At 66.0% G+C, this 26190-nt stretch carries 28 protein-coding genes, 1 tRNA gene and 1 pseudogene; 9 read left to right on the top strand and 21 right to left on the bottom strand.

From position 1 onward, the window contains the following. Nucleotides 1-71: 71 nt before the first annotated feature. The 4 genes from ASC94_RS21310 to lipA all read left to right on the top strand — a co-directional run bounded on the left by ASC94_RS21310 (nucleotide 72) and on the right by lipA (nucleotide 2848). On the top strand, nucleotides 72-350 hold the full coding sequence (locus tag ASC94_RS21310; protein ID WP_056400236.1) for a DUF493 family protein: 279 nt from the start codon (nucleotides 72-74) through the stop codon (nucleotides 348-350). 139 nt (nucleotides 351-489) lie between these two features. Then, nucleotides 490-1113: a glutathione transferase gene (yfcF, locus tag ASC94_RS21305; protein WP_056400234.1), complete on the top strand. Its 624-nt coding sequence runs from the start codon at nucleotides 490-492 to the stop codon at nucleotides 1111-1113. Between the two features lie 42 nt (nucleotides 1114-1155). Next, nucleotides 1156-1839 (top strand): lipoyl(octanoyl) transferase LipB, encoded by a 684-nt coding sequence (lipB, locus tag ASC94_RS21300; protein ID WP_056400226.1) that lies wholly within the window; start codon nucleotides 1156-1158, stop codon nucleotides 1837-1839. A gap of 4 nt (nucleotides 1840-1843) precedes the next feature. After that, nucleotides 1844-2848 (top strand): lipoyl synthase, encoded by a 1005-nt coding sequence (gene lipA, locus ASC94_RS21295; RefSeq protein ID WP_056400220.1) that lies wholly within the window; start codon nucleotides 1844-1846, stop codon nucleotides 2846-2848. On the opposite strand, the gene ASC94_RS32020 is transcribed toward lipA, so the two are convergent. The 3 genes from ASC94_RS32020 to ASC94_RS21290 all read right to left on the bottom strand — a co-directional run bounded on the left by ASC94_RS32020 (nucleotide 2845) and on the right by ASC94_RS21290 (nucleotide 4485). Next, complete coding sequence (locus tag ASC94_RS32020; RefSeq protein WP_307718849.1) at nucleotides 2845-3135, bottom strand: type II toxin-antitoxin system RelE/ParE family toxin; 291 nt, start codon at nucleotides 3133-3135, stop codon at nucleotides 2845-2847. The two genes, lipA and ASC94_RS32020, sit on opposite strands and share 4 nt — an antisense overlap. After that, nucleotides 3128-3319: a hypothetical protein gene (locus ASC94_RS32725; RefSeq protein ID WP_157201541.1), complete on the bottom strand. Its 192-nt coding sequence runs from the start codon at nucleotides 3317-3319 to the stop codon at nucleotides 3128-3130. Before ASC94_RS32725 ends, ASC94_RS32020 begins: the two co-directional genes overlap by 8 nt. 110 nt (nucleotides 3320-3429) lie before the next feature. Further along, nucleotides 3430-4485, bottom strand: a complete 1056-nt coding sequence (locus ASC94_RS21290; RefSeq protein ID WP_056400217.1) for a 2-dehydropantoate 2-reductase — start codon at nucleotides 4483-4485, stop codon at nucleotides 3430-3432. Between the two features lie 131 nt (nucleotides 4486-4616). Here ASC94_RS21290 and ASC94_RS21285 point away from each other — a divergent pair, with 131 nt between their 5' ends. The 3 genes and pseudogenes from ASC94_RS21285 (at nucleotide 4617) to ASC94_RS21280 (ending at nucleotide 6370) form a co-directional block, all read left to right on the top strand. Beyond that, nucleotides 4617-5039, top strand: coding sequence for a PaaI family thioesterase (locus ASC94_RS21285; RefSeq protein ID WP_056400214.1), 423 nt, complete (start codon nucleotides 4617-4619; stop codon nucleotides 5037-5039). A 17-nt stretch (nucleotides 5040-5056) separates the two neighbouring features. After that, nucleotides 5057-5506 (top strand): annotated as a pseudogene (locus tag ASC94_RS33275) (group 1 truncated hemoglobin); the annotation flags it as partial. After that, nucleotides 5504-6370 carry a DUF3034 family protein gene (locus ASC94_RS21280; protein WP_056401463.1) on the top strand — a complete coding sequence of 289 codons (867 nt, stop codon included), beginning with the start codon at nucleotides 5504-5506 and terminating at the stop codon, nucleotides 6368-6370. The pseudogene ASC94_RS33275 and the gene ASC94_RS21280, both read left to right, overlap by 3 nt. 88 nt (nucleotides 6371-6458) lie before the next feature. On the opposite strand, the gene ASC94_RS21275 is transcribed toward ASC94_RS21280, so the two are convergent. The 5 genes from ASC94_RS21275 to ASC94_RS21255 all read right to left on the bottom strand — a co-directional run bounded on the left by ASC94_RS21275 (nucleotide 6459) and on the right by ASC94_RS21255 (nucleotide 9810). Continuing rightward, a complete protein-coding gene (locus tag ASC94_RS21275) occupies nucleotides 6459-6968 on the bottom strand; it encodes a peroxiredoxin (protein WP_056400211.1) in 510 nt (169 codons plus the stop codon). A gap of 2 nt (nucleotides 6969-6970) precedes the next feature. Further along, the gene (locus tag ASC94_RS21270; protein ID WP_056400208.1) at nucleotides 6971-7594 is read right to left on the bottom strand and encodes a BON domain-containing protein; all 624 of its coding nucleotides are present in this window, start codon (nucleotides 7592-7594) and stop codon (nucleotides 6971-6973) included. Further along, nucleotides 7587-8183, bottom strand: a complete 597-nt coding sequence (locus ASC94_RS21265) for a phosphoheptose isomerase (protein WP_056400196.1) — start codon at nucleotides 8181-8183, stop codon at nucleotides 7587-7589. Before ASC94_RS21265 ends, ASC94_RS21270 begins: the two co-directional genes overlap by 8 nt. 70 nt (nucleotides 8184-8253) lie before the next feature. Then, nucleotides 8254-8604: a YraN family protein gene (locus ASC94_RS21260; RefSeq protein WP_056400193.1), complete on the bottom strand. Its 351-nt coding sequence runs from the start codon at nucleotides 8602-8604 to the stop codon at nucleotides 8254-8256. 9 nt (nucleotides 8605-8613) lie between these two features. Beyond that, nucleotides 8614-9810, bottom strand: coding sequence for a penicillin-binding protein activator (locus ASC94_RS21255; RefSeq protein WP_229417362.1), 1197 nt, complete (start codon nucleotides 9808-9810; stop codon nucleotides 8614-8616). Nucleotides 9811-9921: 111 nt separating this feature from the next. On the opposite strand from ASC94_RS21255, the gene rsmI reads away from it, so the two are divergent. Next, complete coding sequence (gene rsmI, locus ASC94_RS21250) at nucleotides 9922-10833, top strand: 16S rRNA (cytidine(1402)-2'-O)-methyltransferase (protein ID WP_056400190.1); 912 nt, start codon at nucleotides 9922-9924, stop codon at nucleotides 10831-10833. Between the two features lie 84 nt (nucleotides 10834-10917). Here the strand turns inward: rsmI and ASC94_RS21245 are convergent, their stop codons facing one another. Continuing rightward, complete coding sequence (locus ASC94_RS21245) at nucleotides 10918-11568, bottom strand: hypothetical protein (protein ID WP_056400187.1); 651 nt, start codon at nucleotides 11566-11568, stop codon at nucleotides 10918-10920. A gap of 120 nt (nucleotides 11569-11688) precedes the next feature. On the opposite strand from ASC94_RS21245, the gene ASC94_RS21240 reads away from it, so the two are divergent. Then, nucleotides 11689-11765 (top strand) — tRNA-Pro (locus ASC94_RS21240). A 52-nt stretch (nucleotides 11766-11817) separates the two neighbouring features. On the opposite strand, the gene ASC94_RS21235 is transcribed toward ASC94_RS21240, so the two are convergent. The 12 genes from ASC94_RS21235 to ASC94_RS21180 form a co-directional block, all read right to left on the bottom strand. Further along, nucleotides 11818-12729 (bottom strand): hydroxymethylglutaryl-CoA lyase, encoded by a 912-nt coding sequence (locus ASC94_RS21235; RefSeq protein WP_056400184.1) that lies wholly within the window; start codon nucleotides 12727-12729, stop codon nucleotides 11818-11820. A gap of 15 nt (nucleotides 12730-12744) precedes the next feature. Continuing rightward, the gene (locus ASC94_RS21230; protein ID WP_056400183.1) at nucleotides 12745-13677 is read right to left on the bottom strand and encodes a glyoxylate/hydroxypyruvate reductase A; all 933 of its coding nucleotides are present in this window, start codon (nucleotides 13675-13677) and stop codon (nucleotides 12745-12747) included. 13 nt (nucleotides 13678-13690) lie between these two features. Next, nucleotides 13691-15757 (bottom strand): acetyl/propionyl/methylcrotonyl-CoA carboxylase subunit alpha, encoded by a 2067-nt coding sequence (locus ASC94_RS21225; protein WP_056400181.1) that lies wholly within the window; start codon nucleotides 15755-15757, stop codon nucleotides 13691-13693. Nucleotides 15758-15908: 151 nt separating this feature from the next. Next, a complete protein-coding gene (gene bioB / locus ASC94_RS21220) occupies nucleotides 15909-16952 on the bottom strand; it encodes a biotin synthase BioB (RefSeq protein ID WP_082616727.1) in 1044 nt (347 codons plus the stop codon). A gap of 13 nt (nucleotides 16953-16965) precedes the next feature. Beyond that, nucleotides 16966-17739: a dethiobiotin synthase gene (gene bioD, locus ASC94_RS21215; RefSeq protein WP_056401455.1), complete on the bottom strand. Its 774-nt coding sequence runs from the start codon at nucleotides 17737-17739 to the stop codon at nucleotides 16966-16968. Between the two features lie 82 nt (nucleotides 17740-17821). Then, on the bottom strand, nucleotides 17822-19018 hold the full coding sequence (bioF, locus tag ASC94_RS21210) for an 8-amino-7-oxononanoate synthase (protein WP_056401451.1): 1197 nt from the start codon (nucleotides 19016-19018) through the stop codon (nucleotides 17822-17824). Next, entirely contained in the window at nucleotides 19018-20361 is a 1344-nt protein-coding gene (gene bioA, locus ASC94_RS21205) for an adenosylmethionine--8-amino-7-oxononanoate transaminase (protein ID WP_056400178.1), read from the bottom strand. The genes bioF and bioA overlap by 1 nt, the downstream gene beginning before the upstream one ends. A gap of 23 nt (nucleotides 20362-20384) precedes the next feature. Next, the gene (locus ASC94_RS21200; RefSeq protein WP_056400176.1) at nucleotides 20385-21170 is read right to left on the bottom strand and encodes an enoyl-CoA hydratase/isomerase family protein; all 786 of its coding nucleotides are present in this window, start codon (nucleotides 21168-21170) and stop codon (nucleotides 20385-20387) included. Between the two features lie 10 nt (nucleotides 21171-21180). Then, entirely contained in the window at nucleotides 21181-22803 is a 1623-nt protein-coding gene (locus tag ASC94_RS21195) for a carboxyl transferase domain-containing protein (RefSeq protein ID WP_056400173.1), read from the bottom strand. 45 nt (nucleotides 22804-22848) lie between these two features. Next, on the bottom strand, nucleotides 22849-23277 hold the full coding sequence (locus ASC94_RS21190; RefSeq protein ID WP_056400171.1) for a YchJ family protein: 429 nt from the start codon (nucleotides 23275-23277) through the stop codon (nucleotides 22849-22851). A 50-nt stretch (nucleotides 23278-23327) separates the two neighbouring features. Then, complete coding sequence (locus tag ASC94_RS21185) at nucleotides 23328-24596, bottom strand: D-amino acid dehydrogenase (protein WP_056400167.1); 1269 nt, start codon at nucleotides 24594-24596, stop codon at nucleotides 23328-23330. Nucleotides 24597-24707: 111 nt separating this feature from the next. Further along, nucleotides 24708-26072: a serine hydrolase gene (locus ASC94_RS21180; RefSeq protein WP_082616725.1), complete on the bottom strand. Its 1365-nt coding sequence runs from the start codon at nucleotides 26070-26072 to the stop codon at nucleotides 24708-24710. Nucleotides 26073-26190 lie beyond the last annotated feature (118 nt).

Below are 26190 nucleotides of genomic sequence, written 5' to 3'. Positions count from 1 at the left end.
GCAGGACGTGCATGCCGCCGATATTGTGAGCGCGTTACAATATCGGCTGGCATACATTTTCTGGAATTATCATGGCATCAGCGATCCCACCGGGCGAGTCCCTCATCGAATACCCGAGCGATTTCCCCATCAAGGTAATGGGCCCGACACATGTCGACTTCGCTCCCACCATCCTGGAACTCGTCATCAAGCACGACCCGACCTTCCACAAGGGAAAAATGGAAGAGCGCCCTTCGGCCAAGGGCAACTACACCGGGCTGACTGTGACCGTGCGCGCCACCAGCCGTCCCCAGCTGGACGCGCTGTACACCGAACTGTCGGCCCACCCGATGGTGAAAATCGTCATGTAAGCCCGGGCTCGGCCTGCTGCGCCCGGCTAAAGGCAGAGTCTTGTGATAAAAAATCGCAAGAACAGACAATATTTATCGTTTTGCAGCCCCTGGACAGGCTTTACCATGGGGAACCAACTTCATAACGCCGGAGCGCACCATGAGCCTTACCCTGTACGCCGACAGCCAGTTCACCAGCCCCTACGCCTTGTCCGTGTTCGCCACCCTGAAGGAAAAAGGGCTGCCGTTTGAACTCAAGACCGTGGACCTGGACGCCGGCGCCAACCTGCAGCCGCCCTTCCGCGACATGGCGCTGACGGCGCGCGTGCCGCTGCTGGTGCATGACGGCTTCATGCTCAGCGAGTCCAGCGCCATCACCGAATACCTGGACGAAGTGTTTCCCGCCCCCGAATACCACGCCGTGCTGCCGCGTAACGCGCAGCGCCGCGCCCAGGCGCGCCAGATCCAGGCCTGGCTGCGCAGCGACCTGATGCCCATCCGCCAGGAACGCAGCACCCTCACGGTGTTCTATGAACCTGCCACGCAGCCGCTGTCGTCCGAGGCGCTGGCGGCGGCCGACAAGCTGATCCGTGCCGCGACGAGGCTGGTGGACGGCCCCAACCTGTTCACCCGCTGGTGCGTGGCCGACACCGACCTGGCCATCATGCTGCTGCGCCTGATCCGCAGCGGCCATGAGGTGCCGCAGCAGCTGAAGGATTACGCCGAAGGCCAGTGGCAGCGCGCGCCCATCCAGGAATGGCTGACGCATTTGCCTAAAAAATAGGCGTCCCGGGAAAGTATTTCATCACTGACTTATAATGGCGGGATGTCTATCGCTCCGGCCATTATCCGCCAGCTCGGCCAGGCCGAGTACGAACCCATTTTCGCCGCCATGCGCGCCTTCACGGACGCGCGCACGCCCGACACCCCCGACGAGCTGTGGATCGTCGAGCATCCGCCGGTCTTCACGCTGGGACTGGGCGCCGACCGCGGCCACCTGCTGGCCGGCGCGTCCGCCATCCCGGTGGTGCAGACCGACCGCGGCGGCGAAGTCACCTACCACGGCCCCGGCCAGGTGGTGATCTACCTCATGATGGACCTGCGCCGCAACAAGCCGGGCGGCAAGCTGTACGCCCGGCAATTCGTCCATAAAATCGAGCAAGCCATCATCAATGTGCTGCAGGCGTATAATCTCGGCGGTGAGCGCATCGAGGGCGCGCCGGGCATCTACATCGCCAGCGGCCCGAAAAAAGGCGCCAAGATCGCCGCGCTCGGCCTCAAAGTGCGCGGCAACGGCTGCACCTACCATGGGGTGTCGCTAAATGTTGGCATGGACCTTGCTCCATTCACCTGGATTAACCCATGCGGCTATTCCGGACTGGAAACCATCGATATGCGATCCATGGGAGTGGAAGCGCCGCTTGCCGACGTGCAGCTGGCGCTGGCCAACGAACTGGTGCGGCTGCTTGAGGCAGCTGTTCCCGCCGACGAAACTACTGTATCAATTTAAGCCTATGACCACCGAGACCCCGTCCAGCACCGCCCCCGCCGCCCCAGCTTACAACGCAAGCGAAAAGCAAAAAGGCGCCAGCAAGACCTCGCGCATTCCGATCAAGATCACGCCCATCGAGCAGATCGAGCGCCTGAAGAAGCCGGACTGGATCCGCGTCAAGGCCGCGTCGGCCAATACCCGCTTCTACGAGATCAAGGAGATCCTGCGCGAGAACAAGCTGGTGACCGTGTGCGAAGAGGCCAGCTGCCCGAACATCGGCGAATGCTTCGGCAAGGGCACGGCCACCTTCATGATCATGGGCGACAAGTGCACCCGCCGCTGCCCGTTCTGCGACGTCGGCCACGGCCGTCCGGATCCGCTGGACGTGGATGAGCCGCAAAACCTGGCCAACACCATCGCCAAGCTGCGCCTGAGCTATGTGGTGATCACCTCGGTGGACCGCGACGACCTGCGCGACGGCGGCGCCCAGCACTTCGTCGAGTGCATCACCAAGACCAAGGAACTGTCGCCCAAGACCCAGATTGAAGTACTGGTGCCGGATTTCCGCGGCCGCCTGCAAAAGGCGCTGGACATCTTCGCCAACGGCCTGCCGGACGTGATGAACCACAACCTGGAAACCGTGCCGCGCCTGTACAAGGAAGCGCGTCCGGGTTCGGACTACATGCACTCGCTCAAGCTGCTGAAGGACTTCAAGGCCATGTACCCTGGCGTGAAGACCAAATCCGGCATCATGGTGGGCCTGGGCGAGACCGACGAGGAAATCCTGCAGGTGATGCGCGACATGCGCGAGCACGACATCGACATGCTGACCATCGGCCAGTACCTGGCGCCGTCCAACAGCCACCTGCCGGTGCGCCGCTACGTGCACCCGGACGTGTTCAAGATGTTCGAAGAAGAAGCCTACAAGATGGGCTTCAAGCACGCCGCCGTCGGCGCCATGGTGCGTTCCTCCTACCACGCCGACGAACAGGCGCACAACGTACTGGAAGCCGTTGCGAATGACTAGTATCTAATCTTTCTGGCAGCGTGTTTTACCCGCAGAATTTCGATGCAGCCCTTGTGAGTGCGGTAAATGACAAGGTAGTTCGGATGTATGACCATCTCGCGGGTACCCGGCTTGCGGCCGACTCTGTAGAGGGTCGGCCGGAGGATTAACTGCTCTACCTTCTGTCGTATCAATTCAATTCGTCCAGTTTGACCGCAGCCGCCGGGTTGTTTCTGGCGATGTAGTCCATAATCCGCTCCCGGTCGGCCAATGCCATTGGCCTCCAGAGCAGCAGCAAGGTTAATCACCCTTGATACGTTTTGTCAGTGCAGCACGCCTGGCTGCAAAATGTCGTTCCACCTCGTCGCCCGGCACGCTTGGGCGGGGATCATTGATGGCCTCTTCGACCTCAGCAGCCAGCCATTCGTCATAGCCGTCGTCGGCATCTGTAGGAAGCGCAGGCGCTGTATTGTTTTTGCTGCCGGCAGTCATGGATTTCTCGTGGATGGATCGGTGTTTTTAAGTATGGCTCCGTTCCTGGTGATTGCAAATGACTTTCCGCAAGCGTCGCGTGCGCGGTGGCCGCAGTGGACGCAGCATAGCTACTTGCTGCACAGTGCCGAGGACAATATTCTGAACATCTCATCCGCGCCAAGCACTCCCTGCTTGCTTTCCTCCGCTGCAGTGACCAGCTCGGTCATGCGCCGGTTGACGGGGGCGTCCATGCCCAGCGATGCGGCCAGCGCCGTGATGGCGCCGTTCAAGTAGTGCACTTCCGTCTTGCGGCCCGCCTGCAAGTCTTCCCACATCGATGAACGCGCCTCGGGGTCTATCTTCAGCATGGAGGCGGCCACCCGGGTGAACAGCGCGTCCGGCAGCCGCAGGATGAGCGAGAAGGCAGCCGGGCCGACGCTCACCACTTTGGCCGGCCTGATGCCGGCCCTGGCCAGCACTGCGCGGCCCTCGTCCACCATCAGCGCCAGCGCGCGCCGGTAGCCGCGCTGGCGCAGCTGCTGCACCAGCGGCACGCCGGACAGCGCGTTCACGGAATTGTTCAGGTTGATCAGCAGCTTGCCCCACTGGATGGACGCGAAATCCGTGCATTCGGTAATCGGCAAGTGCGCCGCTGCGAACGCGGCCAGCCACGGGCGCAGCGCGGGTGACGCTTCCGCCATGAGCTCGCCCGCCGTGCCCCGGTGCAGGCGGCCGTCCGGCATCTGCACCACGTTGAACGGCACCATCCCGGCCAGCACCGCCCGGCCGGGCAGGATGCGGCGCAGCGTGTCCGCATTGCCGACGCCGTTCTGCAGGCTGAGCACCAGCGCGTCCGGCCGCGCGTGCATGCGGATGGCCTCGGCCGCCGCTGCCGTGTCGGCGCTTTTTACCGTCACCAGGATCAGTGCGGCTTCCGCCAGCACCGCGGCGTCCTCCGCGTAGGGCACGCGCGCGCCGTCCAGGCGCAGTGCGCGGCCGTGCAGGTCGGTCAGGTGCAAGCCGTGTTCGGCGATGCGCCGGCGCATGCGCGTCCGGCCCAGCAAGGTCACATCGGTGCCCGCGCCCAGCAGCGCGCCGCCCAGGTAGGCGCCGATTGAGCCGGCGCCGAACACGGCCACGGTCCCGGCTGCGGCGCCGGGAGGGGGAGCAAGCGGAATATCCATGAATGGCAATAAAATACTGTTGTGGGCCAGGTTCCAATATGAATGCAAACGCCGCCGGCAACAGTAAAAATAGCGACAATCCGGCGGCGTTTCTCTATGATTCGTCTAAGACAAAGTGAATGGAAGATCGCATGACTGCACCTAAATTCGGTATCGAAGAGCTCAACGCCCGCAGCGAAGGCAAGCTGCCCGGGCATATGGGCATCCATTTCACCGCCATCGCCGCAGGCGAGGCCAGCGCGGAATTGACGGTGGCCTCCCACCACCTGGCGCCCAACGGCTACCTGCACGCGGGCACCGTGGTCACCCTGGCCGACACCGCCTGCGGCTACGGCTGCATCGCCACCCTGCCGGAGGGCGCGGTCAATTTCACCACGCTGGAACTGAAATCCAACCACTTGGGCACGGCGCGCGAAGGCACCATCGCCGTCACGGCCAAGGTGGCGCACACCGGCCGCACCACCCAGGTCTGGGACGCCACCGTGGTGCACAAGGACACCGGCAAGACCATTGCCCTGTTCCGCTGCACGCAGATGATCCTGTATCCGAAATAAGGCGTAAAGGACTGCCCATGATCCAAGCCGCCCGCACCGCCACGCTCGGCCTGCTGCTCGCCTCTTCATTTGCCTGCGCGCAGACGCCCTACACGGAAGACTCCACCTACCGGGGATTGGGCGGCAAGGAAGGCATCCGGAAGATCACCGAAACCTTCGTCGCGCTGATCACCAGCGACCCGCGCATCAAGGAATCCTTCACCGATTTCGACATGCCGCAGCTGACCGTGCGCCTGCAGGAGCAGTTCTGCGAGTTCGCCGGCGGCCCGTGCAAGTACACCGGCAAATACCGCGACAAGACCATGGACGGGGTGGGCACGGTGCGCGACATGCAATCGGTCCATATAGACCTGAAGATCACCAACGCGCAATTCAATGCGTTGGCCGAGGATCTGCAGATCGCCATGGAGCAGCATGGCGTGCCGGGCAGCGTATCGAACAAGCTGATCGCCAAGCTGGCGCCCATGCAGCGCGACATCGTCACCGCCTCGCCCGGCGTGCAGCCGGGCACCCGGCCGGACCTGGGCAAATTCCTGGCTACCGGCGGCGTGAGCCAGCTGGAAGGCGCGGGCGGCGGCGGCCTCACGCCGTGGGCGCTGATCACCGGCTACGGCTCGCGCGACAGCTGGGGCGCCAACGCCCACTACACGCAGGTGAAAACGCAGGACTATGCGCTGGGCAGCTATGGCGTGGCGATCGGCGTGGGCGACCGCCTGGAACTGTCGCTGGCGCGCCAGGATTTCACGGGCAGCCTGGCACCGCTCAACGACCTGCGCATCAAGCAGGATATTGTCGGGCTGAAGGTGCGCCTGATGGGCGACGCGGTGTACGCGCAGGACGCGTGGCTGCCGCAGGTGGCGGTGGGCGTCATGTACAAGAAGAACAAGGGCGTGGGCGGCCTGGGCGCGCTGGGCGTCAGCAACGTGACGCAGCTGGGCGCCAAGGACGATAGCGGCTATGACTACTACGTTGCCGCCACCAAGGTGCTGTTCGAGCAGAGCCTGCTGGTGAACGGCACGCTGCGCGCCACCAAGGCCAACCAGATGGGCATCCTCGGCTTCGGCGGCGACCAGGGCGATCATGCCAAGGTGATGCCGGAAGTGTCGGTGGCTTATCTGATCAACCGCAAGCTGGCGCTGGGCGCGGAGTACCGCCATAAGCCGCACAACCTGGGCGTGGATCCGGAAAAAGCGTACTGGGATGCATTCGTGGCCTGGTTCCCCAACCGTAACGTGTCTGTTACGGCGGCTTACGCGAACTTGGGCGAAATTACCGTGTTTAACAAGAAGAAGCAGAAGGGGTGGTATCTGTCGCTGCAGACGGGATTCTGAGGCTGGCGGGTTACGCGCTACGCGCCAACCCGCCCTACGCAGGCGTGCACCGTAGGGCGGGTTAGGCGAAGCCGTAACCCGCCGGAACTCAGCCCTGCAGCGCCTTCTCAAGCAGCTTGTGCAGCGCCGGGAATTCCGGCTCGCCCACATAGCGCTTGATAATGCGGCCTTCCTTGTCGATGACGAAGGTGGTGGGCGTCATGGCCACGTTGCCGTAGGCCTTGGCTGCATCGCCTTTCACGTCCAGCGCCACCTTGAACGGCAGCTGGCGCGTCTCGGCGAAGTTCAGCACGTAGTTGGGCGGATCTTCCTTCATCGCCACCGCCACGAACTCCAGGCCCTTGTCCTTATACTTGTTGTACGTATCCACCATCTGCGGCATTTCCTTCACGCAGGTGGAGCAGGACGTGGCCCAGAAATTCACCATCACCACCTTGCCGCGCAGGCTGGCCGGCGTGATCTGCTCGCCCTTGATGCCGAGGAAAGTCACCTCCGGCGCACTGCTGTGCTGGTTCAGCGAGAAGTAAGCGGTCACGCCCAGGCCGGCAATGACGGCGGCGGCCAGGGCGGGTTTGATCCAGGCGGTGGAGGAGGACATGATCAGTTCGCTGCAGGTTTAGGCTGGTACTGTTTCCATTCTTCTTCAGTAATATACTCGAAAACCTTGACCACCTTGTAAACGCCGCTCACGCCGCGCGCCACGTCGGCCGCGATGGTGCCTTCGCGCTGGGTCACGCGGCCCATCAGGTAGACATTGCCGCGCTCGGTCACCACCTTGAAGGAGTTGGCCGAGATGTCCTTCATGTCCACCAAACTGGCTTTTACCTTGGTAGTGATGAGGGCGTCGTTCGAGCGCGAGGTGTAGCTGGACGGGCCGGCGATCTCCAGTTCGTTGGTCACCGACAGCACGCCTTCGACGCCGCGCACTTCGCGTTCCAGGGTTTCCTTCATGGCCTGGTCGCGTACTTCGCCGGTCAGCAGCACGCGGCGGTTGAAGCTGGCCACGTTCACGTGGCCGGCGTCGCCCACCAGGTTGGGCAGCTTGAGCTCGACCTTGACCGCAATGGCCTTGTCCTCGGTTTGCGCGCCGAAGGTGCGGCGGTCGGATGCGGCCAGCGTACCGCCCACGGCGCCGCCCACCACCAGCGGAACGCAGGCGGACAGGGACGACAGCAGGACGGCGCCAAAAACCACGCGGCGTGCAACGGTGCCGGCTTTACTCATTCACATCTCCTCCGAATAGCGCGACGTCGATGCCGTCGCACAAAGCATGTATGGTCACCAGGTGGACTTCCTGGATGCGGGCGGTGCGGTCGGCCGGCACGCAGATGTGCACGTCGGCGTCGGTCAGCATCTTGCCGATGGCGCCGCCGCCCTTGCCGGTCAGCGCGATCACGCGCATTTCGCGTTCCAGCGCCGCTTCGATGGCCGCCATCACGTTGGCCGAGTTGCCCGACGTGGAAATGGCCAGCAGGATGTCGCCCGCCTGGCCGAAGGCCTGCACCTGCTTCGAGAAGATCTCGCGGTAGCTATAGTCGTTCGCCACGGCGGTCAGGATGGACGTGTCGGTAGCCAGCGAAATGGCCGGCAGCGGGAAGCGCTCGCGCTCGAACCGTCCTACCAGCTCGGCGGCGAAGTGCTGCGCGTCGGCAGCCGAGCCACCGTTGCCGCACGCCAAAATCTTGTTACCGTTGGATAAAGCCGAAAACATCAGTTCAATAGCCTGCCCGATCGGCTGTGCCAGCACGGTCGCGGACTGGATCTTGATTTCGGCACTTTCGTGGAAATGGGAGAGGATGCGTTGAGTATTCATGGTGTGGGATTATAGTGCAGTCGCTTGCCGGACCGGACAAGCACTGAAAAATATGCTTACAATTCAATGCTTACACTTCCAGCACGTTTTTCAGCCAGCTGAGCTTTCCGGCGTCAATCGCCACCAGGTCGAAGCGGCATGGCGGCAGCGGTTTGATGCGCAGCAGGTAGACCTGGGCGGCGTGGATCAGGCGGCGCTGCTTGGCCGGGGTGACGCTGGCCACCGCGCCGCCGAAACCGCTGCCGGCCCGTTGCCGCACTTCGACGAATACCAGCCCGGCGCCGTCGCGCATGATCAGGTCGATTTCCCCGCCCTTGCAGCGGAAGTTGCGCTCCACCAGCACCAGGCCGTGGCGCTGCAAATGCGCCAGCGCTTCATCCTCGCCCGTGTTGCCCTGTATCTGGCGCGTGGTGAGGGGCATGGCGTGCCCTCACTGCAGTACCGGTTGCGGCACGCCGTTCTTGTAGACCGCCGGCAGCGCGCGCCGCTCGAACGCGGCCGGGCCGTCGCCGAAACGCACTTTCAGCTGCCCGGTCACGCCGTCCAGGCTGAAATCGGCGCTTTGCTTGCGCTGCGCCTTGCGCGCGATTTCATGCGCAACGCGGAAGGCGTCGATGCCCAGCGCGTACAGGCGTTCCATGTCCGCGTCCTTGCCCACCGGCTGCGGATAGATCATCACTGCCGGATGGTCGCGCTGGATCTGCCAGGGCAGGTCCAGCAGGCGTACGCCGTCCAGTTCCGGGCCGGGCAGCTGCTTGGCCTGGCCGGGATTGAGCGAGGAGATGCCGTAGACGGGGATCTCGCCCAGCGGCGGCGCCTGCAGCGCCACCCGCAGCTGGCGCGCCTGGTCCGCGTCCAGCGCCGCGTACACCAAGGCCGAGGGCTCGCTTTGCAGGCGGGCGCGCAGTTGCACCAGTTCGGCGTCGCTCAGGTAGCCGTTCAGCACATTCAGTTCGGCTATCTTGGCCGAGCGGCCCAGGCGCTGCCATTGCGCGGCGAAGGCGCTGGCGCTGCGGCGCTGGTATTGCGCCGGATTGGACAGGATGTAGGCGATGGCGCCCGGCTGCTCGCGCGCGGCCCAGTCGGCGGCCTGGCGCGCCTCGTCCTCGATGGACAGGCCGATCACCATCATCTGCGGCGGCAGCGTGACGCCGCCCCGGCCTTCCGGATGGTTGAGGGCGATGGTGGGCTTCTGCACCAGCGGGCTTGCCGCCACGGCGGTGACGGCCGAACGGGCAAGCGGGCCGACGATCATGTCCTGCTGCTCCAGCGCGCCCGAGTACGCGGCCAGCACGTCCTGCGCCACGTCGCCGGTTTCGATCACGGTGACGGCAATGCCGTCGCGGTCGCGCTCCCAGGCCGCCATGAAGCCGTCGCGCACCGATTCGGCGGCCACGCGCAGCGGTTCCGAGCGCAGCGGCAGCATCAGGCCGATGCGGTAGCTGCCTTCGGCCACGGCACCGGCGGGCTGGGCGCCGGGCTGCGGCAGCGCGGCCGGCGATTCCGCCTGCGTGCCCGGCGTGGCGATGGCAAACGTCTCCACTTTGGCCTGCGGTTCGGGCGGGCGCTCCGGCGCGGGCGGCGCCGGTTGCGATGGCGGTGGAACCGGGCTTGTAATTGACGTCACAGGCGCGCACAATTTGCCCGGCGTGTCGCACGGCGTGCTGCAAGCGCTGGCCAGACCGGCTGCCATGCACAACAGCAGCAATTTCACTCTTATAGGCAGCATCCAACCTCCATGACAGTACAAGCAACCAGCATCGCCACCCTGCCCGTCCTGGGCGAGACAGCCAACCAGACCTATCCTATCGCAACATTGTACGTAGTGGCGACCCCGATCGGTAATGTCACTGATATAAGTCTGCGCGCATTGCACGTTTTGAGCCTGGTGGACGCCGTGGCCTGCGAGGACACCCGCAACACCGCCCAGCTGATGACCCGCTTCGGCCTGCACAAGCCGCTCATCGCCGCCCACCAGCACAACGAGCGCGAGGCGGCCGAGGCGCTGGTTGCGCGGCTGCAGGCCGGCGAGCGCATCGCCCTGGTGTCGGACGCCGGCACCCCGGCCGTGTCCGACCCCGGCGCGCGCATCGTGGATGCGGTGCGCGCCGCCGGCCTGCGCGTGGTGCCGCTGCCGGGCGCCTCGGCGGCCGTCGCGGCCATCTCCGCCAGCGGCCTGCTGAACGACCAGTTCCACTTCATCGGCTTCCTGCCGTCCAAGGCCAAACAGCGCGACACCATGCTGCAGCAGCTGCGCAACGTCACCGCCACCATGGTGTTCTACGAAGCACCGCACCGCATCGTCGAATGCGCGGCGGCGCTGGCAGCGGCCTTCGAGCCCACGCGCCAGGTGGTGTTCGCGCGCGAGCTGACCAAGCTGTTCGAAGAAATCCACCGTTGCCCGCTGTCCGACGCCGTGGCCTGGCTGGGTGCCGACGCGCACCGCGAGAAGGGCGAATACGTGGTGCTGGTGGAAGGCGTGGCCGAAGCGGAAGACGCCCAGGACGCCGAGGCCGAGCGCATCCTCGCGCTGCTGGTGGCCGAGCTGCCCGTCAAGCAAGCCGCCGCCCTGACGGCGCAAATCACCGGCCGCAAGAAAAACGCCCTCTACGAACGCGCCCTGCAAATGAAATCCGGCGCCAGCGAATAACCGAACACCCGAACACCCGGGCAACCGTAGGGCGGGTTAGCGGCGCAGCGCGCCGCGTAACCCGCCGCAGCGCCGCCAGCGCCGCTACCACTTGCAGCCGCTATCCTTCTTATCCATCGCCAGCAACAGCGGCGCCAGCAAGCCCCCCGGAATCCCATCCTTGCAATCGGCACGCGCCGCCCGCGACATCTTGCGCGCCAGCGGCGTTTCGCTGGCCAGCGGCTTCTCTGGAAATTGCCCCACCGCCGTCCCCGCCTTGGCCGGATCGCGCTCATGCGCCACCGTGCGCGCCGCACGCCGCGCCGCCTCCATATCAAACTTCGGCGCTGCCTGCCCCGGTTCCGCAAACGGATCCGCAGGCGCGGCCGGCGCCGGCGCCACCCACGTCATCCCAGGCGCCTCTGCCGCGGGCGCCGGCGCGGCGGCCGGCGGCGATGCAGGCGCTGGCTTGCGCGGAGTGCGCTCCTTGCGGACTTCCCTCTTCGGCGGCGCTTCTGCCTGCACGGCTTGCGGCGCAGGCGGCGGCATGGGGCGTACCACCGGCGCCGGCCGCAGCCAGACCGTCATGGTTTCCTGCGGCGCCAGCGCAGGCGCCGGCGGCGTCCAGCCGAAGCGGGACTGGTACAGCAGCATCACATGCAGCACGATGGAGACGGCCACGCCGATGGCCATGCCGCCCGGCCGCGTGGCCGGCGTCCCGTACCCCTTCGCTGCGTAAAAGGCGTGCAGTCGCATGGTGGTTTGCCCAAATAATATGCAGGCAGTGTCCCACAATGACGAAAAACCTGCATTTCTGAAGTTTTTTCGTCCCTGCCCTTGACCGAAGAAAACCCAGCTTGTATTATCTTGCTTCTTCGGAGTGTAGCGCAGCCCGGTAGCGCACCTGGTTTGGGACCAGGGGGTCCAAGGTTCGAATCCTTGTACTCCGACCAAAATTTAAAAACCCGCTTGATGGCAACGTCAAGCGGGTTTTTTCTATTCTGCTCAGCCGGCGCGCTTGGCGGCGATGGCGTTGCCGGCGCGGCTGGCGCCTTTGCGGCCCAGCACCTGCGAGATGTACTGGCCGGCGTCCACCACGATGTCCAGGTCGATGCCGGTGTGGATGCCCAGGCCGTTCATCATGTACAGCACGTCTTCCGTGGCCACGTTGCCGGTGGCGCCCTTGGCGTACGGGCAGCCGCCCAGTCCCGATACCGACGAGTGGAAAATGCTGATGCCCAGTTCCAGGCTGGCGTAGATATTGGCCAGGGCCTGGCCGTAGGTGTCGTGGAAGTGGCCGGACAGGCCGTCCAGGCGGAACGCGCCGATGGCCGTTTCCATCACTGCCTGCGTCTTGCGCGGCGTGGCCACGCCGATGGTGTCGGCGATGTCGATCTCATCGCAGCCCAGGTCGCGCATGCGGCCCACCACGTCGGCCACCGCCGCCAGCGGCACCTCGCCCTGGTAGGGGCAGCCGAACGCGCAGCTGATGGAGCCGCGCAGGCGCAGGCCGCTGCCCTTGGCCGCCTTGGCCACGTCCACGAAGCGCGCGATCGATTCGGCGATGGAGCAGTTGATGTTCTTCTGCGAGAACGCTTCCGAGGCCGAACCGAAGATCACCACCTCGTCCGCTTTCGCTGCCAGTGCCGCCTCGAAGCCCTGCATGTTCGGCGTCAGCGCGGAGTAGAGGGTGCCCGGCCGGCGCGCGATAGCGGCCATGACCTCCTTGCTGGTCGCCATCTGCGGCACCCACTTGGGCGAGACGAAGGAGGCCGCTTCGATGTTGGCGAAACCGGCGCTGCTGAGGCGGTTCACCAGTTCGGTCTTCACCTCGGCCGGGATGGTTTCCTTCTCGTTCTGCAGGCCGTCGCGCGGACCGACTTCAACGATTTTGACTTGCTTGGGCAGTGCGTTCATTTCGGTATCCTTTGGTCAGTATCCATATTGCCGGTCGATGACGTCGGCCACGGGTTCGCCGCGCTCCATCTGGCGGATCTTGCCGGCGATCTGCTGCACGCTTTCGCGCCGCAGCGTCAGCGCCGAAATGTGCGGCGTGATGGTGATGCGCGGCTCTTGCCAGAACGGGTGCTGCACCGGCAGCGGCTCGTTGCGGAACACGTCCAGCGTGGCGGCGGCGATGTGGCCGGACTTCACCAGCGTGAGCAGGTCCGGCTCGGCCACGTGCGCGCCGCGCCCCACGTTGATCAGGTAGGCGCCTTGCGGCAGCTTGCACATGTTGGTGCGGTTGAGGATGTTGGCGGTGTCCGGCGTGAGCGGCAGCAGGCACACGGCCACGCGCGAGCCGCGCAGGAAGGTGTCCAGGCCATCCGCGCCGTGGAAACACTGCACGCCATCCATGCTTTTCGCGCTGCGGCTCCACGCGCGCAGCGGGAAACCGAATTCCTTCAGCGCCTGCAGCACGCGCATGCCCAGCATGCCCGTGCCCAGCACGCCCACCGAAAAATCTTCCCGGTTGTGCTGCGGCAGCGGCGCCCATTGCCCGGCGCGCGCCTGCGCCTCGTATTCGTCGAAACGGCGGTAGTAGCGCAGCACCGCGTGCGTTACGTATTCGGCCATCTGCACGCCCATGCCGGCGTCGCCGAGGCGCACGATGGGTACGCTGTGCGGCAGCTGCGCGTCGAACTTCAGGATGCCGTCGGCGCCGGCGCCGGTCAGGAACACCGCCTTCACCGCGGCCAGCGGCTGCAGCATCGCCTCCGGCGGCGCCCAAGTCACTGCATAGTCGCATGGCGGCAGTGCTTCGTCGGCGCGCCACACCACCACTTCGGCTTCCGGCAGATGCCGGGCGAAGTCCTTGATCCAGGGCTCGGTCTGGCCATCCGCCCTGTGCAGCAAAATTCGCATGCCGGTCTCCTTCTCAGGCGGCCCTGAATGCCAGCAGCGGTGCGCCGTCGGCAACCTGGTCGCCCACCGCGTACAGCACTTCTTCCACCACGCCGTCGTGCGGCGCGGAGATGGTGTGCTCCATCTTCATCGCTTCCATGATGACCAGCGCGTCGCCCTTCTTCACGTCCTTGCCCTTCTCGGCCAGCACCGCCACCACCTTGCCCGGCATGGGCGCGGTCAGGCGGCCGCCTTCGGCTTCGGTTTCGCCGGCATGCGCCATTGGATCGTTGTAGGCCAGCGCGTAGTGCGCGCCGCCGGTGAAGACGTGGAAGACATCGCCGTCGCGCCGCACGCTGCCATGCCAGGCGGTGTCGCCCAGCTTGATGCTGAAGTCCGTGCCCTGCTGCGACATGAGGCTGAGACGCTCGGGATGCGTATCGGCGCTGGCGGGCCGGTTGAACAGCCAGTCCGCGTCGCGGTAGGTGATCTGCACGTTGTAGGCCTTGGCCGGCTGCGCCGCCGTGTAGTCGTCCGTGAAGGACAGGCTGCGCGTGTAGGCCGTGTTCATGCGCCAGCCCAGCGCCTGGCCCCACGGGTCGGCGGCGTTGGTGCCGGACTGCGCTGCCGACGCGTCCTTCTCCGCCTCGATCAGTGCCACCGCCGCCAGCGCCAGCGCGCCTTCGGCTGCGGGCTGCGCGGCCGGGAACAGCGCGTCGTGGTTGCGTTCGATCAGGCCGGTGTCCAGGTCGGCCGTGGCAAACGCTTCGCCTTCCACCAGGCGTTTCAGGAAGGCGATGTTGGCCGCCAGGCCGACGATCTGGTATTGCGCCAGCGCCTGCGACATGCGGGCCAGCGCCTGCTTGCGGTCCGCGCCCCAGACAATCAGCTTGGCGATCATCGGGTCGTAGAACGGCGAGATGGCGTCGCCCTCGCGCACGCCGGAATCGATGCGCACGGCGGCTGGATGGCCAAGGCCGTTAGCCAATGTGCCGCCCAGTTCAAAGTTCACCGCTTGCGGCGTCTCCAGGTGGCGCAGGGTGCCGATCGAAGGCAGGAAGCCCTTTTCAGGGTTTTCGGCGTAGATGCGTGCCTCGATGGCATGGCCATGGATGCGCAGCTCGTCCTGCTTTTTCGGCAGCGGCTCGCCGGCGGCCACGCGCAGCTGCCATTCCACCAGGTCGGTGCCTGTGATCATTTCGGTGACCGGGTGCTCGACCTGCAGGCGGGTGTTCATCTCCATGAAGTAGAACGAACCGTCCTGGTTGGCGATGAATTCCACCGTGCCGGCTCCCACGTAGCCGACGGCCTTGGCGGCCGCCACCGCAGCGTCGCCCATGGCGGCGCGGCGTTCGTCCGTCATGTTCGGCGCCGGCGCCTCTTCCAGCACTTTCTGGTGGCGGCGCTGTACCGAGCAATCGCGCTCGAACAGGTAGATGCAGTTGCCCAGCGTGTCCGCAAACACCTGGATTTCGATGTGGCGCGGGCGCTGCAGATATTTTTCGGCCAGCACCTTGTCGTCGCCGAAGGAGCTGATCGCTTCGCGCTTGCAGGAGGCCAGCGCGTCCTTGAATGCTGCCGAATTTTCCACCACGCGCATGCCTTTGCCGCCGCCGCCGGCGGAGGCTTTCAGCAGCACGGGGTAGCCGATGCGGTCGGCCTCCCGGTTCAGGAAATCGGCATCCTGATTGTCGCCGTGGTAACCGGGCACCAGCGGCACGGCGGCCTTTTCCATCAGCGACTTGGCGGCGGACTTGGAGCCCATGGCGCGCATCGCCGAAGCCGGCGGGCCAATGAACACCAGGCCCGCTTCGGCGCAGGCGTCCGCGAACTCGGCGTTCTCGGACAGGAAGCCGTAGCCGGGGTGGATGGCTTGCGCGCCGGTGGCTTTCGCCACGGCGATGATCTTGTCGCCGCGCAGATAGCTTTCCTTGGCGGCGGCAGGGCCGATCAGCACCGCTTCGTCGCACACGGCGACGTGCTTGGCGTTGGCGTCCGCTTCCGAGTAGACAGCGACAGTCTTGATGCCCAGGCGGCGCGCGGTAGCGGCGACGCGGCAGGCAATTTCACCACGGTTGGCAATCAGGATTTTCTTGAACATGTGGTCTCTCTCTATTCAGCTCGTGGCTTGAAGATTTTTTTTGGCGGCGCCTGGCGGGTTACGGCGTGCCGCCTAACCCGCCCTACGGAGTTCGCGATCCGCTGATGATGTAGGGCGGGTTAGCACGCAGTGCGTAACCCGCCATGCCGGCTTAGCAGGCGCAGCTCTCCTTCTGCACCGATTCGAGCGTGTTGGCGCGGGTCGTGAGGCCCAGCTTGGCCAGCAGCGCGCGGTCGTCGTTCGCTTCCGGATTGTCGGTGGTGAGCAGCTTGTCGCCGTAGAAGATGGAGTTGGCGCCGGCCAGGAAGCACATCGCTTGCACCGCTTCGCCCATCTGGCGGCGGCCTGCCGACAGGCGCACGCGCGCCTTCGGCATGGTGATGCGGGCCACGGCGATGGTGCGCACGAATTCGAACGGGTCCAGCGGGTCCATGCCGTGCAGCGGCGTGCCTTCCACCTGCACCAGGTGGTTCACCGGCACCGATTCAGGGTACGGGTTCAGGTTGGCCAGCTGCGCGATCAGGCCGGCGCGCTGCAGGCGCGTTTCGCCCATGCCGACGATGCCGCCGCAGCAGACCTTCAGGCCGGCGTTGCGCACGTGGCCCAGGGTGTCCAGGCGGTCCTGGTACTCGCGGGTGGAGATCACGTTGTTATAGAATTCGGGCGCGGTGTCCAGGTTGTGGTTGTAGTAGTCCAGGCCGGCGGCCTTCAGGCGCTCGGCCTGCTGCTCTTCCAGCATGCCCAGCGTGGCGCAGGTTTCCAGGCCCAGCGCTTTCACTTCGCGCACCATTTCCTCGACCTTGTCCATGTCGCGGTCCTTCGGGCTGCGCCACGCAGCGCCCATGCAGAAACGGGTGGCGCCGTTTTCCTTGGCCTGGCGCGCCGCTTCCAGCACGGTGTCGATGCCGAGGATCTTCTTGGCTTCCACACCGGTATCGTAGCGCGCGGCCTGCGGGCAGTAGCCGCAGTCTTCTTCGCAGCCGCCGGTCTTGATCGACAGCAGCGTGGCCAGTTCCACGTCGCCGTCCGGGAAGTTGGCGCGGTGGGTTTCCTGGGCGCGGAACATCAGCTCATTGAACGGCAGCTCGAACAGCGCCATCACGTCGTCCAGCGGCCAGGTGGCCGCCTCCGGCAGCTTGATGGCTGGCGTTGGGCGGTGCAGTTCTACGGTCTTTGGTTCTTGCAGGGACATCATGTTTCCTTCACGTTCAGATATTGTTGCGGCGGGCAGGCCAGTTCGGCAGGCCCGTAAAATCCAGGTGCGCGGCTGCCGCGGCGGCAGTCGGCTGGTCCAGGCGCGGCACGCGGCCCAGCAGAGGCGCGGGGATGCGCTGCTCCAGTGCGGCCACGTTCTCGTCGGCGAAATCCATCTCGGTTTGCAGCTCGTTGGCCACCCAGCCCACCAGCGTCAGGCCGCGCGCGATGATGGCTTCCACCGTCAGCAGCGCATGGCTGATGCAGCCCAGCCGCAGGCCCACTACCAGGATCACCGGCAGGTCCAGCTGCTGCGCCAGGTCGGCGGTATCGAAGCTGTCGTTCAAGGGCACGCGGAAGCCGCCCACGCCTTCCACCACCACCGCGTCGGTGGCGGCGGCGATTTCGAGATAGGCAGCCAGGATGGGCACCAGGTCGATGGTCACGCCTTCCATGGCGGCGGCGATGTGCGGCGCGGCCGGTTCCTTGAGCATGTAGGGCGTGGTCAGCGACTGCAGCATGGTCACGTTGCCGGCGGCGACCAGCTGGTCGGCATCCTCGTTATGCAGTTCGCCGTCCCGCATCTCGGCGCCGGCCGCCACCGGCTTCATGCCGCAGGCGCGCACGCCCTGCTTCACCAGCGCGTGCAGCAGCGCCGAGGAAACGAGGGTCTTGCCGATTTCGGTGTCGGTGCCGGTGACGAAGCAGGCGAAGCGTGGCGGCAGGCCTGCAATGGCCGGCGCCGGTGCCGCGCTGCTCTCCGGCGCCGCCGCGGGCGTCGCGGGCATCGCAACGCCGATGGCGATATCCGTGTCCGGCGGCACCACCACGATGTCGGGCGCGTCGGCCGTGGGCGCGATGGTCGAATTCTCAAGGCGCATGGCTGGTCCTTTCGAGTGCATTCAGTGCGGCGATCAATTGGTCCACTTCGGCGGCGGTGTGGCCGGCGGCCAGCGTCACGCGCAGGCGCGAGGTGCCCTGCGGGACTGTCGGCGGGCGGATGCCGCCCACCCACAGGCCCTGCGCATACAGCGCTGCCGCGGCGCGCATGGTTTCCGGGTTCTCGCCGATGATGATGGGCTGCACCGCCGTGTCGGACGGCATGTGCTGCCAGCGCTCCAGTTGCAGGCCGGCGCGCAGCTGTTTCACCAGGCTTTGCACGTTGGCGCGGCGCGCGCGGCCCTCGTCGCCGGCGATAATGTCGATGCTGGTCAGCAGCGCGTGCGCCAGCGCCGGCGGCGCGGCGGTGGTGAAGATGTAAGGGCGGGCTTTCTGGATCAGCGTTTCGATCACCACTTCATGCGCGGCCACGAAAGCGCCGCCCACGCCGGCAGCCTTGCCCAGGGTGCCCATGTAGACCAGGTAGGGCGAGCGCAGCTGGAAGTGCTCCAGCGCGCCGCGTCCGTTCTCGCCCAGCGTACCGAAGCCGTGCGCATCGTCCACCACCAGCCAGGCGCCGTGCTGTTCGCACAGTGCCAGCAGTTGCGGCAGCGGCGCCAGGTCGCCGTCCATGCTGAACACGGAGTCGGTGACCACGATCTTGTTGGCGGCGGTGCTGGCGGCCAGCAGGCCGGCCAGCGCCGCCACGTCCGCGTGGCCGTACACCTTGATGCTGGTGCGCGACAGGCGCGCGCCGTCGATCAGCGAGGCGTGGTTCAGGGACTCGGAGAAGAACTCGGTGTCCTTGTCGTGCGCGGCCAGGCCGGTGAGCACGGCCAGGTTGGCCATGTAGCCGGTGCAGAAGTACAACGCGCGCGGCGATTCGATGTAGGGGCCGACGAATTCGGCCAGGCGTTCTTCCAGCTGCGCGTGGGCGCGGCTATGGCCGCTGATCAGGTGCGAGGCGCCGCTGCCGGCGCCGTACAGCGCCACGCCTTCCTGCAGCGCCGCCATCACGCGCGGATGGCTGGCCAGGCTCAGGTAGTCGTTGCTGCTGAAGCACAGCACTTCGCGGCCGTCCACCGTCAGGCGCGGGCCGGTCGGGGAATCGACCGTGCGGCGCTTGCGTATCAGGCTGCGTTCTTCCAGCGTGTCCAGCTGGGATTGGAGTTTGGTCAACAGTTCCATCATGCACCCGCTATCGTTGCTTCGAACACCGACAGGGTGCGGGCGGCCAGGCCGTCGATTTCCTCGTCGTCAAGGATATAGGGCGGCATCAGGTAGATGGTCGGACCGATAGGGCGCAGCAGCAGCTCCTGGCGCGTGGCTTCGGCGAAGTAGCGGCGCGAAAAAGTGGGGCCGGCGTCGATGGCGTCGAAGGCCCAGATCATGCCCCGGTTGCGCGCATTCCTGATGCGTTCGTGGTTCGCCAGCGGCTCCAGCGCCTTGCTCAGGCGCGCGGCGCGCAGCTTGTTCGCTTCCAGCACGTTGTCCTGCTCGAAAATGTCCAGCGTGGCCAGCGCGGCGCGGCAGGCCAGCGGGTTGCCGGTGTAGGAGTGCGAGTGCAGGAAGCCGCGCGTGACGTCGGCGCTGTAGAAGGCTTGGTAGATTTCGTCGCGCGAGAGCACCAGAGACAGCGGCAGGTAGCCGCCGCTGATGCCTTTCGACAGGCACAGGAAGTCCGGCCAGATGCCGGCCTGCTCGCAGGCGAAGAAAGTGCCGGTGCGGCCGCAGCCGACGGCGATTTCGTCCAGGATCAGGTGCACGGAGTGCTGGTCGCACAGGGCGCGCACCAGCTGCAGGTAGAGCGGGTCGTGCATCGCCATGCCGGTGGCGCACTGCACCAGCGGCTCGATGATGATGGCGGCGATCTTGTCGCCGCGTTCCCTGAACAGGCGCTCGACGTCGGCAGCGGCGCGGCGTGCCACGTCCTGCGCGGTTTCGCCTTCCGCCGCCTGGCGCGCGTCCGGCGACATCACCGTCTGCGTGGCGCGCAGCAGCGGGCCGTAGGCGTCCTTGAACAGCGCCACGTCGGTCACGGCCAGCGCGCCGATGGTCTCGCCGTGGTAGCTGCCCTTGAGGCAGACGAATTCCTGCTTCTGCGACTGGCCCAGGTTGCGCCAGGCGTGGAAGCTCATCTTCAATGCGATTTCGACGGCGGAGGCGCCGTCCGATGCGTAGAACGCGTGGCCCAGCTGGTGGCCCGTCAGCGCGGCAAGCCGCTCGGATAGCTCGATCACCGGCTCGTGCGTGAAGCCGGCCAGCATGGCGTGCTCCAGCGAGTCCAGCTGCTCCTTCAGCGCGGCGTTGATGCGCGGGTTGGCGTGGCCGAACAGGTTCACCCACCAGGAGCTGATGGCGTCCAGGTAGCGGCGGCCTTCATGGTCGTACAGCCATGCGCCGCGGCCATGCTTGACCGGGATCAGCGGTACATGATGGTCCCCCGGCGCATGGTGCTGCATCTGGGTGCACGGGTGCCATACACTGCGCAGGCTGCGTGCTACCCAATCACTTTGTAAATTCGGTTCCAAACATACTCCATTCGATTTTTCAGCTAACCAAGCCATGCCGGCTTGCGCTTCTCCAGGAAGGAGCCGACGCCTTCGCGGCCCTCTTCCGACGCGCGGATGTGCGCGATGCGCAGTGCCGTGTCGGCCAGCAGCGCATCGGTGACCGGCTGGCCGGCCACGTCGCGCACCAGCGCCTTGGCTTCCTTCACTGCGTTCGGGCTGTTGCCCAGCAGCGCCTTGACGATCTCCGCGACTTTCGCGTCGAGACCGTCCGCCGGCACCACCTCGTGGGCGAAGCCGATGCGGTAGGCTTCCGCGGCGCCAAAGCGCTCCGCGGTCAGGAAGTAGCGGCGCGCAGCCTGCTCGCCCATGGCTTTGATGACATAAGGTGAAATGGTGGCCGGGATCAGTCCCAGCTTCACTTCGCTCAGGCAGAAGTTGGCCACGTCGGCCGCCACCACCACGTCGCACGCGGCCACCAGGCCCATGCCGCCCGCGTAGCAGTCGCCGTGCACCTTCGCTACCACGGGCTTCGGGCATAGGTAGATGGTGCGCAGCATTTGCGCCAGCTGCATGGCGTCTGCGTTGTTCTCGGCGTGCGTATAGCCCGCCATGGCCTTCATCCAGTTCAAATCGCCGCCGGCGCAGAAAGCTGCGCCATTGGCCGCTAGCACGATCGCGCGTACCAGCTCGTTGCGGCCCAGCGCATCGAACGCCAGCGCCAGTTCGTTGATAGTCTTCTCGTTGAACGCATTGCGCACGTCCGGCCGGTTCAGCGTAACGGTCGCCAGTGTACCCGCGATTGTCACTTCCAGGGTTTCGTAAGCCATATATCTCCCCTTACATGCGGAATACGCCGAACTTCGTGTCCGGGATTTCGGCATTGAGCGCGGCCGACAGGCCCAGGCCCAGCACCATGCGGGTGTCTGCCGGATCGATCACGCCGTCGTCCCACAGGCGCGCGGTGGCGTAGTAAGGGTGGCCCTGGTGCTCGTACTGGTCCTTGATCGGCTGCTTGAAAGCCGCTTCCTCCTCGGCGCTCCACTGGCCGCCTTTCGACTCGATGCCGTCGCGTTTCACGGTGGCCAGCACCGACGCGGCCTGGTCGCCGCCCATCACCGAGATGCGCGCGTTCGGCCACATCCACATGAAGCGCGGCGAATAGGCGCGGCCGCACATGCCGTAGTTGCCGGCGCCGAAGCTGCCGCCGATGATGACGGTGAACTTCGGCACGGCGGCGGTGGCCACGGCAGTCACCATCTTAGCGCCGTTGCGCGCGATGCCTTCGTTTTCATACTTGCGGCCCACCATGAAGCCGGTGATATTCTGCAGGAACACCAGCGGGATCTTGCGCTGGGCGCACAGCTCGATGAAGTGCGCGCCCTTCAGCGCCGACTCGGAGAACAGGATGCCGTTGTTGGCGATAATGCCCACCTTCATGCCGTAGATGTGGGCGAAGCCGCACACCAGCGTGGCGCCGTAGCGCGCCTTGAATTCGTCGAACTCGCTGCCGTCCACGATGCGCGCGATCACTTCGCGGATATCGAACGGCTTGCGGGTATCGACCGGTATCACGCCGTACAGTTCCTGGGTCGGATATTTCGGCTCGACGGACGCGCGCAAGGCCATCTGCTGCGGCTTGGTGCGGTTCAGGTTGGAGACGATGGTGCGCGCCAGCGACAGCGCGTGCAGGTCGTTCTGCGCCAGGTGGTCGGCCACGCCGGACAGGCGCGTGTGCACGTCGCCGCCGCCCAGGTCTTCCGCCGTCACCACCTCGCCAGTGGCAGCCTTCACCAGCGGCGGGCCGCCCAGGAAGATGGTGCCCTGCTCCTTGACGATGATGGACTCGTCGCTCATGGCCGGCACGTAGGCGCCGCCGGCGGTGCAGGAACCCATCACCACCGCGATCTGCGGGATGCCCTTGGCCGACATATTGGCCTGGTTGTAGAAGATGCGGCCGAAATGGTCGCGGTCCGGGAACACGTCGTCCTGGTTGGGCAGGTTGGCGCCGCCCGAGTCCACCAGGTAGATGCATGGCAGGTTGTTCTGGTCGGCGATTTCCTGCGCGCGCAGGTGCTTCTTCACCGTGATGGGGTAGTAGGTGCCGCCCTTGACAGTGGCGTCGTTGCAGACGATGACGCACTCCTGGCCCGCCACGCGGCCGATGCCGGTGATGATGCCGGCGGCCGGCGCCGCGTCCACGCCCTTGGCGTCCTGGTACATGCCGTAGGCGGCCATTTGCGAGAATTCGAGGAAGGGCGTGCCGGGATCGAGCAGCATCTGCACGCGGTCGCGCGGCAGCAGCTTGCCGCGCGCAACGTGCTTGGCGCTGGCCGCCTCGCCGCCGCCCTGGGCAATCCTGGCCACCTTGTCGCGCAGGTCATCGACCAGGGCTTGCATGGCGGACGCGTTGGACTTGAAGTCCTCGCTGCGCGGATTGAGTTTGCTTTCGATGTGCGGCATTCGGGTTCCTCTTGTTCTGGTCGCGCTGTCTCCGGCGCGGGCTGTCTATTCGGGGAAAGTACCGTCTACGTAAAACCAGCGCAGCCCTTCCGGGGAAGGCTCGCGCAGAAAGCGGCTGACTTCGTGCAGGCGCTGGCCGCGTCCGTTGACGCGAAAGCGTGCCACGAATTCAACAAAATCCTCGTTGTCCGCCCGGTCTGCTTTACGTTGACGTAAACGTAAAGCAGATTTTACCTCAAGTCCCAGCCATTGCAATTTTTCATCGCTGCTGATGATGGGTTCTTGCGGGCGGGTGCTGGGATGCCAGGTGGCTTGCAGGTAAGGCTCGATGCCCAGGCTGTAGGCACTGTAGCGCGAGCGCATCAGCGCCTCGGCCGAGGGCGGCAGCGCCGCGCCCTCTATATAAGGGCCGCAGCAAGTGGCGAAGGACGGCCCGCCGCATGGGCAGCCCGCTGGAGATTTGGACTTGGACATCCCGCAATTATCCGCCATAACGGCTGCGGCGGTACGTCTTGGGGCCGATGTCAGGCGGCGAGGGTCAGGCCGTCGAGGGCGAAGGGGGTGGATTTGCCGCGCATCAGGTCGGCCAGCAGGGCGGCGGTGCCGCAGGCAAAAGTGAAGCCGAGCGGGCCGTGGCCGACGTTCAGCCACAGGTTCGGGTAGCGCGTGGCGCCGATGATGGGCGAGCTGTTGGGCGTGGCGGGGCGCAGGCCGGCCCAGGCTTCGGCGCGGCTGTAGTCGGCTGCCGTCGGCATGGCGGCGCGTGCCAGGCGCTTCAGGCCCGCCACCCGGCCGCCGTCCAGGCTGGTGTCCTCGCCCACCATGTCCACCATGGCCGCGATGCGCAGGCTGTCGCCGATGCGCGCGTACAGCACCTTGCGTTCGAAGTCGGTAACGCTGATTTCCGGCGCGCAGTCCTGGGCGCGGATGGGCGCGGTCAGGCTGTAGCCTTTCAGCGGGTAGAGCGGCAGATAGATGCCGGCGCTGGCGGCCAGGTCGCGGCTCTGGATGCCGGCAGCCAGCACGAACTGGTCCGCCGAGATCCATCCCTCGCTGGTGTCGATGGCGGTGATGCGGCCGTGTTCGGCGAAGATGCCGCGCGCCTCGGCGTGGAGCACGCCCTGGAAGCGCGGATGCGCGCGCAGCCGTTGTTCCAGCGCCAGGCAGAACACATGGCAGTCCGCCACCGCTTCGCCCTTGTTGTAGATGCCGCCCGCCAGCTGCGGACTCAGTTCGGCCAGCGCCGGTTCCATGCGCGCCGTGTCGGCCGCCGTCAGCACCTGGCGGTTGCCTTCTGCGTCCGGCCGCGCCACGGCGGCGTCGAACACTTTTCGGGAGCGGTACACCACCAGCTTGCCGGCGTCGCGCCACGCGAATTCCGACAGCGGCAGCACCAGTTCCAGCTGCGCCATGGCGTTGCGGCTCAGCTCGCCCAATTCCAGCAGCTTGGCGGTGGTGCGGTGGTTGCTGGCGGCGTTGCAGTTGGCCAGGAAGCTGGCCAGCCAGCGCCACTGGCGCAGGTCGGCTTCGGGACGGAAGCGCAGCGGGCCATCCTCCTGAAACATCCATTGCAGCGCCTTCAGCGGCACGCCGGCGTCCGCCAGCGGCGCCACATAGCGGTAGCTCAGCTGGCCGCCGTTGCGGTAGCTCGACGCGCTGCCCACGGTGGGCGCACGTTCCAGCAGCGTCACGCGGTAGCCGGCCTCCAGCAGCCACCAGGCCGATGCCAGACCCACCACGCCGCCGCCGATGACCACTACCTGCTGTGCGTCCTGCTGTGTACCGTGCTGCATCTGGAGAACCGTTTAATGAAGATGTTTCAGAGTGTGGCGGCAGGCCCTGCTTCTTTCCAATGAATCGTCATGCGCAAGCCATAACCTTGGGTGATGTCCAACACCGGCGCCTCAGTCGGTCCTGCCCAGCACGGCGCGCCGGTACAGCGCCGTCAGGATCAGCTCCTCGGAACGCACCAGCGCGGAGTACCGGCCCGGATAGCTTTCCGGGTCGGTGCCGAAGCCGCCGATCAGCGATACCAGGCCGTTGCGCCGTTCCAGGTCCACCGCAAAGGTGGACACCAGGCCGTAGGCTTCGCCCAGGTGGCCTACTGCGCTGAAGCCGCCGCCCTGCACCAGGCGGTTGCCGCTGCCGGGCACGTCCGGGAAGCGCTGCGCGCCCAGGCCCCAGCTGTGGTACAGGCCGCGCAAGGTGTCGCCGTTCTTCCCATTGTTGGTCCATTGTTCGCTGAACATCAACCTGATCGTGTCCGGCTTCAGGATTTGCCTGCCTTCGTGCCGGCCCTGGTTGATCAGCATCAGCATGATCTTGCCCATGTCCGGCGCCGAGATGCGCAGGCCGCCGGTGGGACTGAACAGCGTCGCGTTGCTGCCAACGGCGTAGCCGCCGATGCCGGCCGGCGCGGCGGGCGCGGCCACGCCAAAGTTGTCCACCTGCGCGATCCAGGGGCCGGCCGGGTTCCACACTTCCGTGTCGGTGGTGCGCTTGCGGTACAAGGTGGCCGTGTCCGCCACTTCGGCGGGCGAGAACTCGGCGGTGTTGTAGCCGCCCCGCAAGCCCATCGGCGCCAGCAGCAGGCGCTTCATCAGGCGGTCGAACCGTTCGCCGCTCGCGCGCTCCATGATGGTGCCGATCACGCCCCAGTTCAGGTTGCAGTAGGTGAAGTAGGCGCCGGGCGCGGCGCTGCTGCCCTGCGCCCACATGGCGCCGCTGCCGTATTTGCCGCCGCCGGGCAGCAGCACGTCGCGCAGCGCCGTGTCCGCGCCCCAGGAATAGCCGGCGTCGTCGCGCAGCGACGAGGTGTGGGTGAGCAGGTGGCGCAGGGTGATGGCCTGCCCGGGAAAGTGCGGGTTGCGCAGCGGGAAGCCCAGATAGCTGCCGGCATCCGCGTCCAGCGCCAGCTTGCCTTCCTCCACCAGTTTCATCAGGCCGAAGGTGGTCATCATCTTGGAGATGGACGCGATGCGGAACATGGTGGCGGGCGTCACCGGGGCGGTGCTGCCGGTGCCGGCGGTGTCGATGCGGCGCAGGCCGAACTGTTGCTGATATGCCACCTTGCCGTCGCGGATGGCCAGCACGGACAGCCCGGACAGCGGATGCTGCGGGTCGTTGACGACGGCGGCCAGTTCGCGGTCCAGCTGCGCCGTGGCCGCCGCCGATGCTGCTGAAGGCGCCGCCGCATCGCCGGCCACGGCATGCATCAGTCCGCCGCCCACCAAGGCCCATCCCAGCAGTACGCGCATACCCGGTTTCATCGCCTGTTTCCTTGTCGAGTTGTTGTCGGAATGAGCATACGGGCCGGGCGTGGCGGCGCCTAATGAAATCGTTTCATCCGCACATAACTTGACGCTATGCGATGCCAGTATATTTTCA

It is taken from the genome of Massilia sp. Root418 (assembly GCF_001425265.1).
Classification (GTDB): Bacteria; Pseudomonadota; Gammaproteobacteria; order Burkholderiales; family Burkholderiaceae_D; genus Rugamonas.
The sequence above is the reverse complement of the archived record's forward strand: the minus strand, read 5'-3'. Positions and strand labels throughout refer to the sequence as shown.

What these genes read in the sequence shown, in the direction of transcription:
- ASC94_RS21310 (WP_056400236.1), top strand. Translation starts at nt 72, where the DNA reads ATGGCATCAGCGATCCCACCGGGCGAGTCCCTCATCGAATACCCGAGC.
- yfcF (WP_056400234.1), top strand. Translation starts at nt 490, where the DNA reads ATGAGCCTTACCCTGTACGCCGACAGCCAGTTCACCAGCCCCTACGCC.
- lipB (WP_056400226.1), top strand. Translation starts at nt 1,156, where the DNA reads ATGTCTATCGCTCCGGCCATTATCCGCCAGCTCGGCCAGGCCGAGTAC.
- lipA (WP_056400220.1), top strand. Translation starts at nt 1,844, where the DNA reads ATGACCACCGAGACCCCGTCCAGCACCGCCCCCGCCGCCCCAGCTTAC.
- ASC94_RS32725 (WP_157201541.1), bottom strand. Translation starts at nt 3,319, where the DNA reads ATGACTGCCGGCAGCAAAAACAATACAGCGCCTGCGCTTCCTACAGAT.
- ASC94_RS21290 (WP_056400217.1), bottom strand. Translation starts at nt 4,485, where the DNA reads ATGGATATTCCGCTTGCTCCCCCTCCCGGCGCCGCAGCCGGGACCGTG.
- ASC94_RS21285 (WP_056400214.1), top strand. Translation starts at nt 4,617, where the DNA reads ATGACTGCACCTAAATTCGGTATCGAAGAGCTCAACGCCCGCAGCGAA.
- ASC94_RS21280 (WP_056401463.1), top strand. Translation starts at nt 5,504, where the DNA reads ATGCAGCGCGACATCGTCACCGCCTCGCCCGGCGTGCAGCCGGGCACC.
- ASC94_RS21275 (WP_056400211.1), bottom strand. Translation starts at nt 6,968, where the DNA reads ATGTCCTCCTCCACCGCCTGGATCAAACCCGCCCTGGCCGCCGCCGTC.
- ASC94_RS21270 (WP_056400208.1), bottom strand. Translation starts at nt 7,594, where the DNA reads ATGAGTAAAGCCGGCACCGTTGCACGCCGCGTGGTTTTTGGCGCCGTC.
- ASC94_RS21265 (WP_056400196.1), bottom strand. Translation starts at nt 8,183, where the DNA reads ATGAATACTCAACGCATCCTCTCCCATTTCCACGAAAGTGCCGAAATC.
- ASC94_RS21260 (WP_056400193.1), bottom strand. Translation starts at nt 8,604, where the DNA reads ATGCCCCTCACCACGCGCCAGATACAGGGCAACACGGGCGAGGATGAA.
- rsmI (WP_056400190.1), top strand. Translation starts at nt 9,922, where the DNA reads ATGACAGTACAAGCAACCAGCATCGCCACCCTGCCCGTCCTGGGCGAG.
- ASC94_RS21245 (WP_056400187.1), bottom strand. Translation starts at nt 11,568, where the DNA reads ATGCGACTGCACGCCTTTTACGCAGCGAAGGGGTACGGGACGCCGGCC.
- ASC94_RS21235 (WP_056400184.1), bottom strand. Translation starts at nt 12,729, where the DNA reads ATGAACGCACTGCCCAAGCAAGTCAAAATCGTTGAAGTCGGTCCGCGC.
- ASC94_RS21230 (WP_056400183.1), bottom strand. Translation starts at nt 13,677, where the DNA reads ATGCGAATTTTGCTGCACAGGGCGGATGGCCAGACCGAGCCCTGGATC.
- ASC94_RS21225 (WP_056400181.1), bottom strand. Translation starts at nt 15,757, where the DNA reads ATGTTCAAGAAAATCCTGATTGCCAACCGTGGTGAAATTGCCTGCCGC.
- bioB (WP_082616727.1), bottom strand. Translation starts at nt 16,952, where the DNA reads ATGATGTCCCTGCAAGAACCAAAGACCGTAGAACTGCACCGCCCAACG.
- bioD (WP_056401455.1), bottom strand. Translation starts at nt 17,739, where the DNA reads ATGCCCGCGACGCCCGCGGCGGCGCCGGAGAGCAGCGCGGCACCGGCG.
- bioF (WP_056401451.1), bottom strand. Translation starts at nt 19,018, where the DNA reads ATGGAACTGTTGACCAAACTCCAATCCCAGCTGGACACGCTGGAAGAA.
- ASC94_RS21200 (WP_056400176.1), bottom strand. Translation starts at nt 21,170, where the DNA reads ATGGCTTACGAAACCCTGGAAGTGACAATCGCGGGTACACTGGCGACC.
- ASC94_RS21195 (WP_056400173.1), bottom strand. Translation starts at nt 22,803, where the DNA reads ATGCCGCACATCGAAAGCAAACTCAATCCGCGCAGCGAGGACTTCAAG.
- ASC94_RS21190 (WP_056400171.1), bottom strand. Translation starts at nt 23,277, where the DNA reads ATGTCCAAGTCCAAATCTCCAGCGGGCTGCCCATGCGGCGGGCCGTCC.
- ASC94_RS21185 (WP_056400167.1), bottom strand. Translation starts at nt 24,596, where the DNA reads ATGCAGCACGGTACACAGCAGGACGCACAGCAGGTAGTGGTCATCGGC.
- ASC94_RS21180 (WP_082616725.1), bottom strand. Translation starts at nt 26,072, where the DNA reads ATGAAACCGGGTATGCGCGTACTGCTGGGATGGGCCTTGGTGGGCGGC.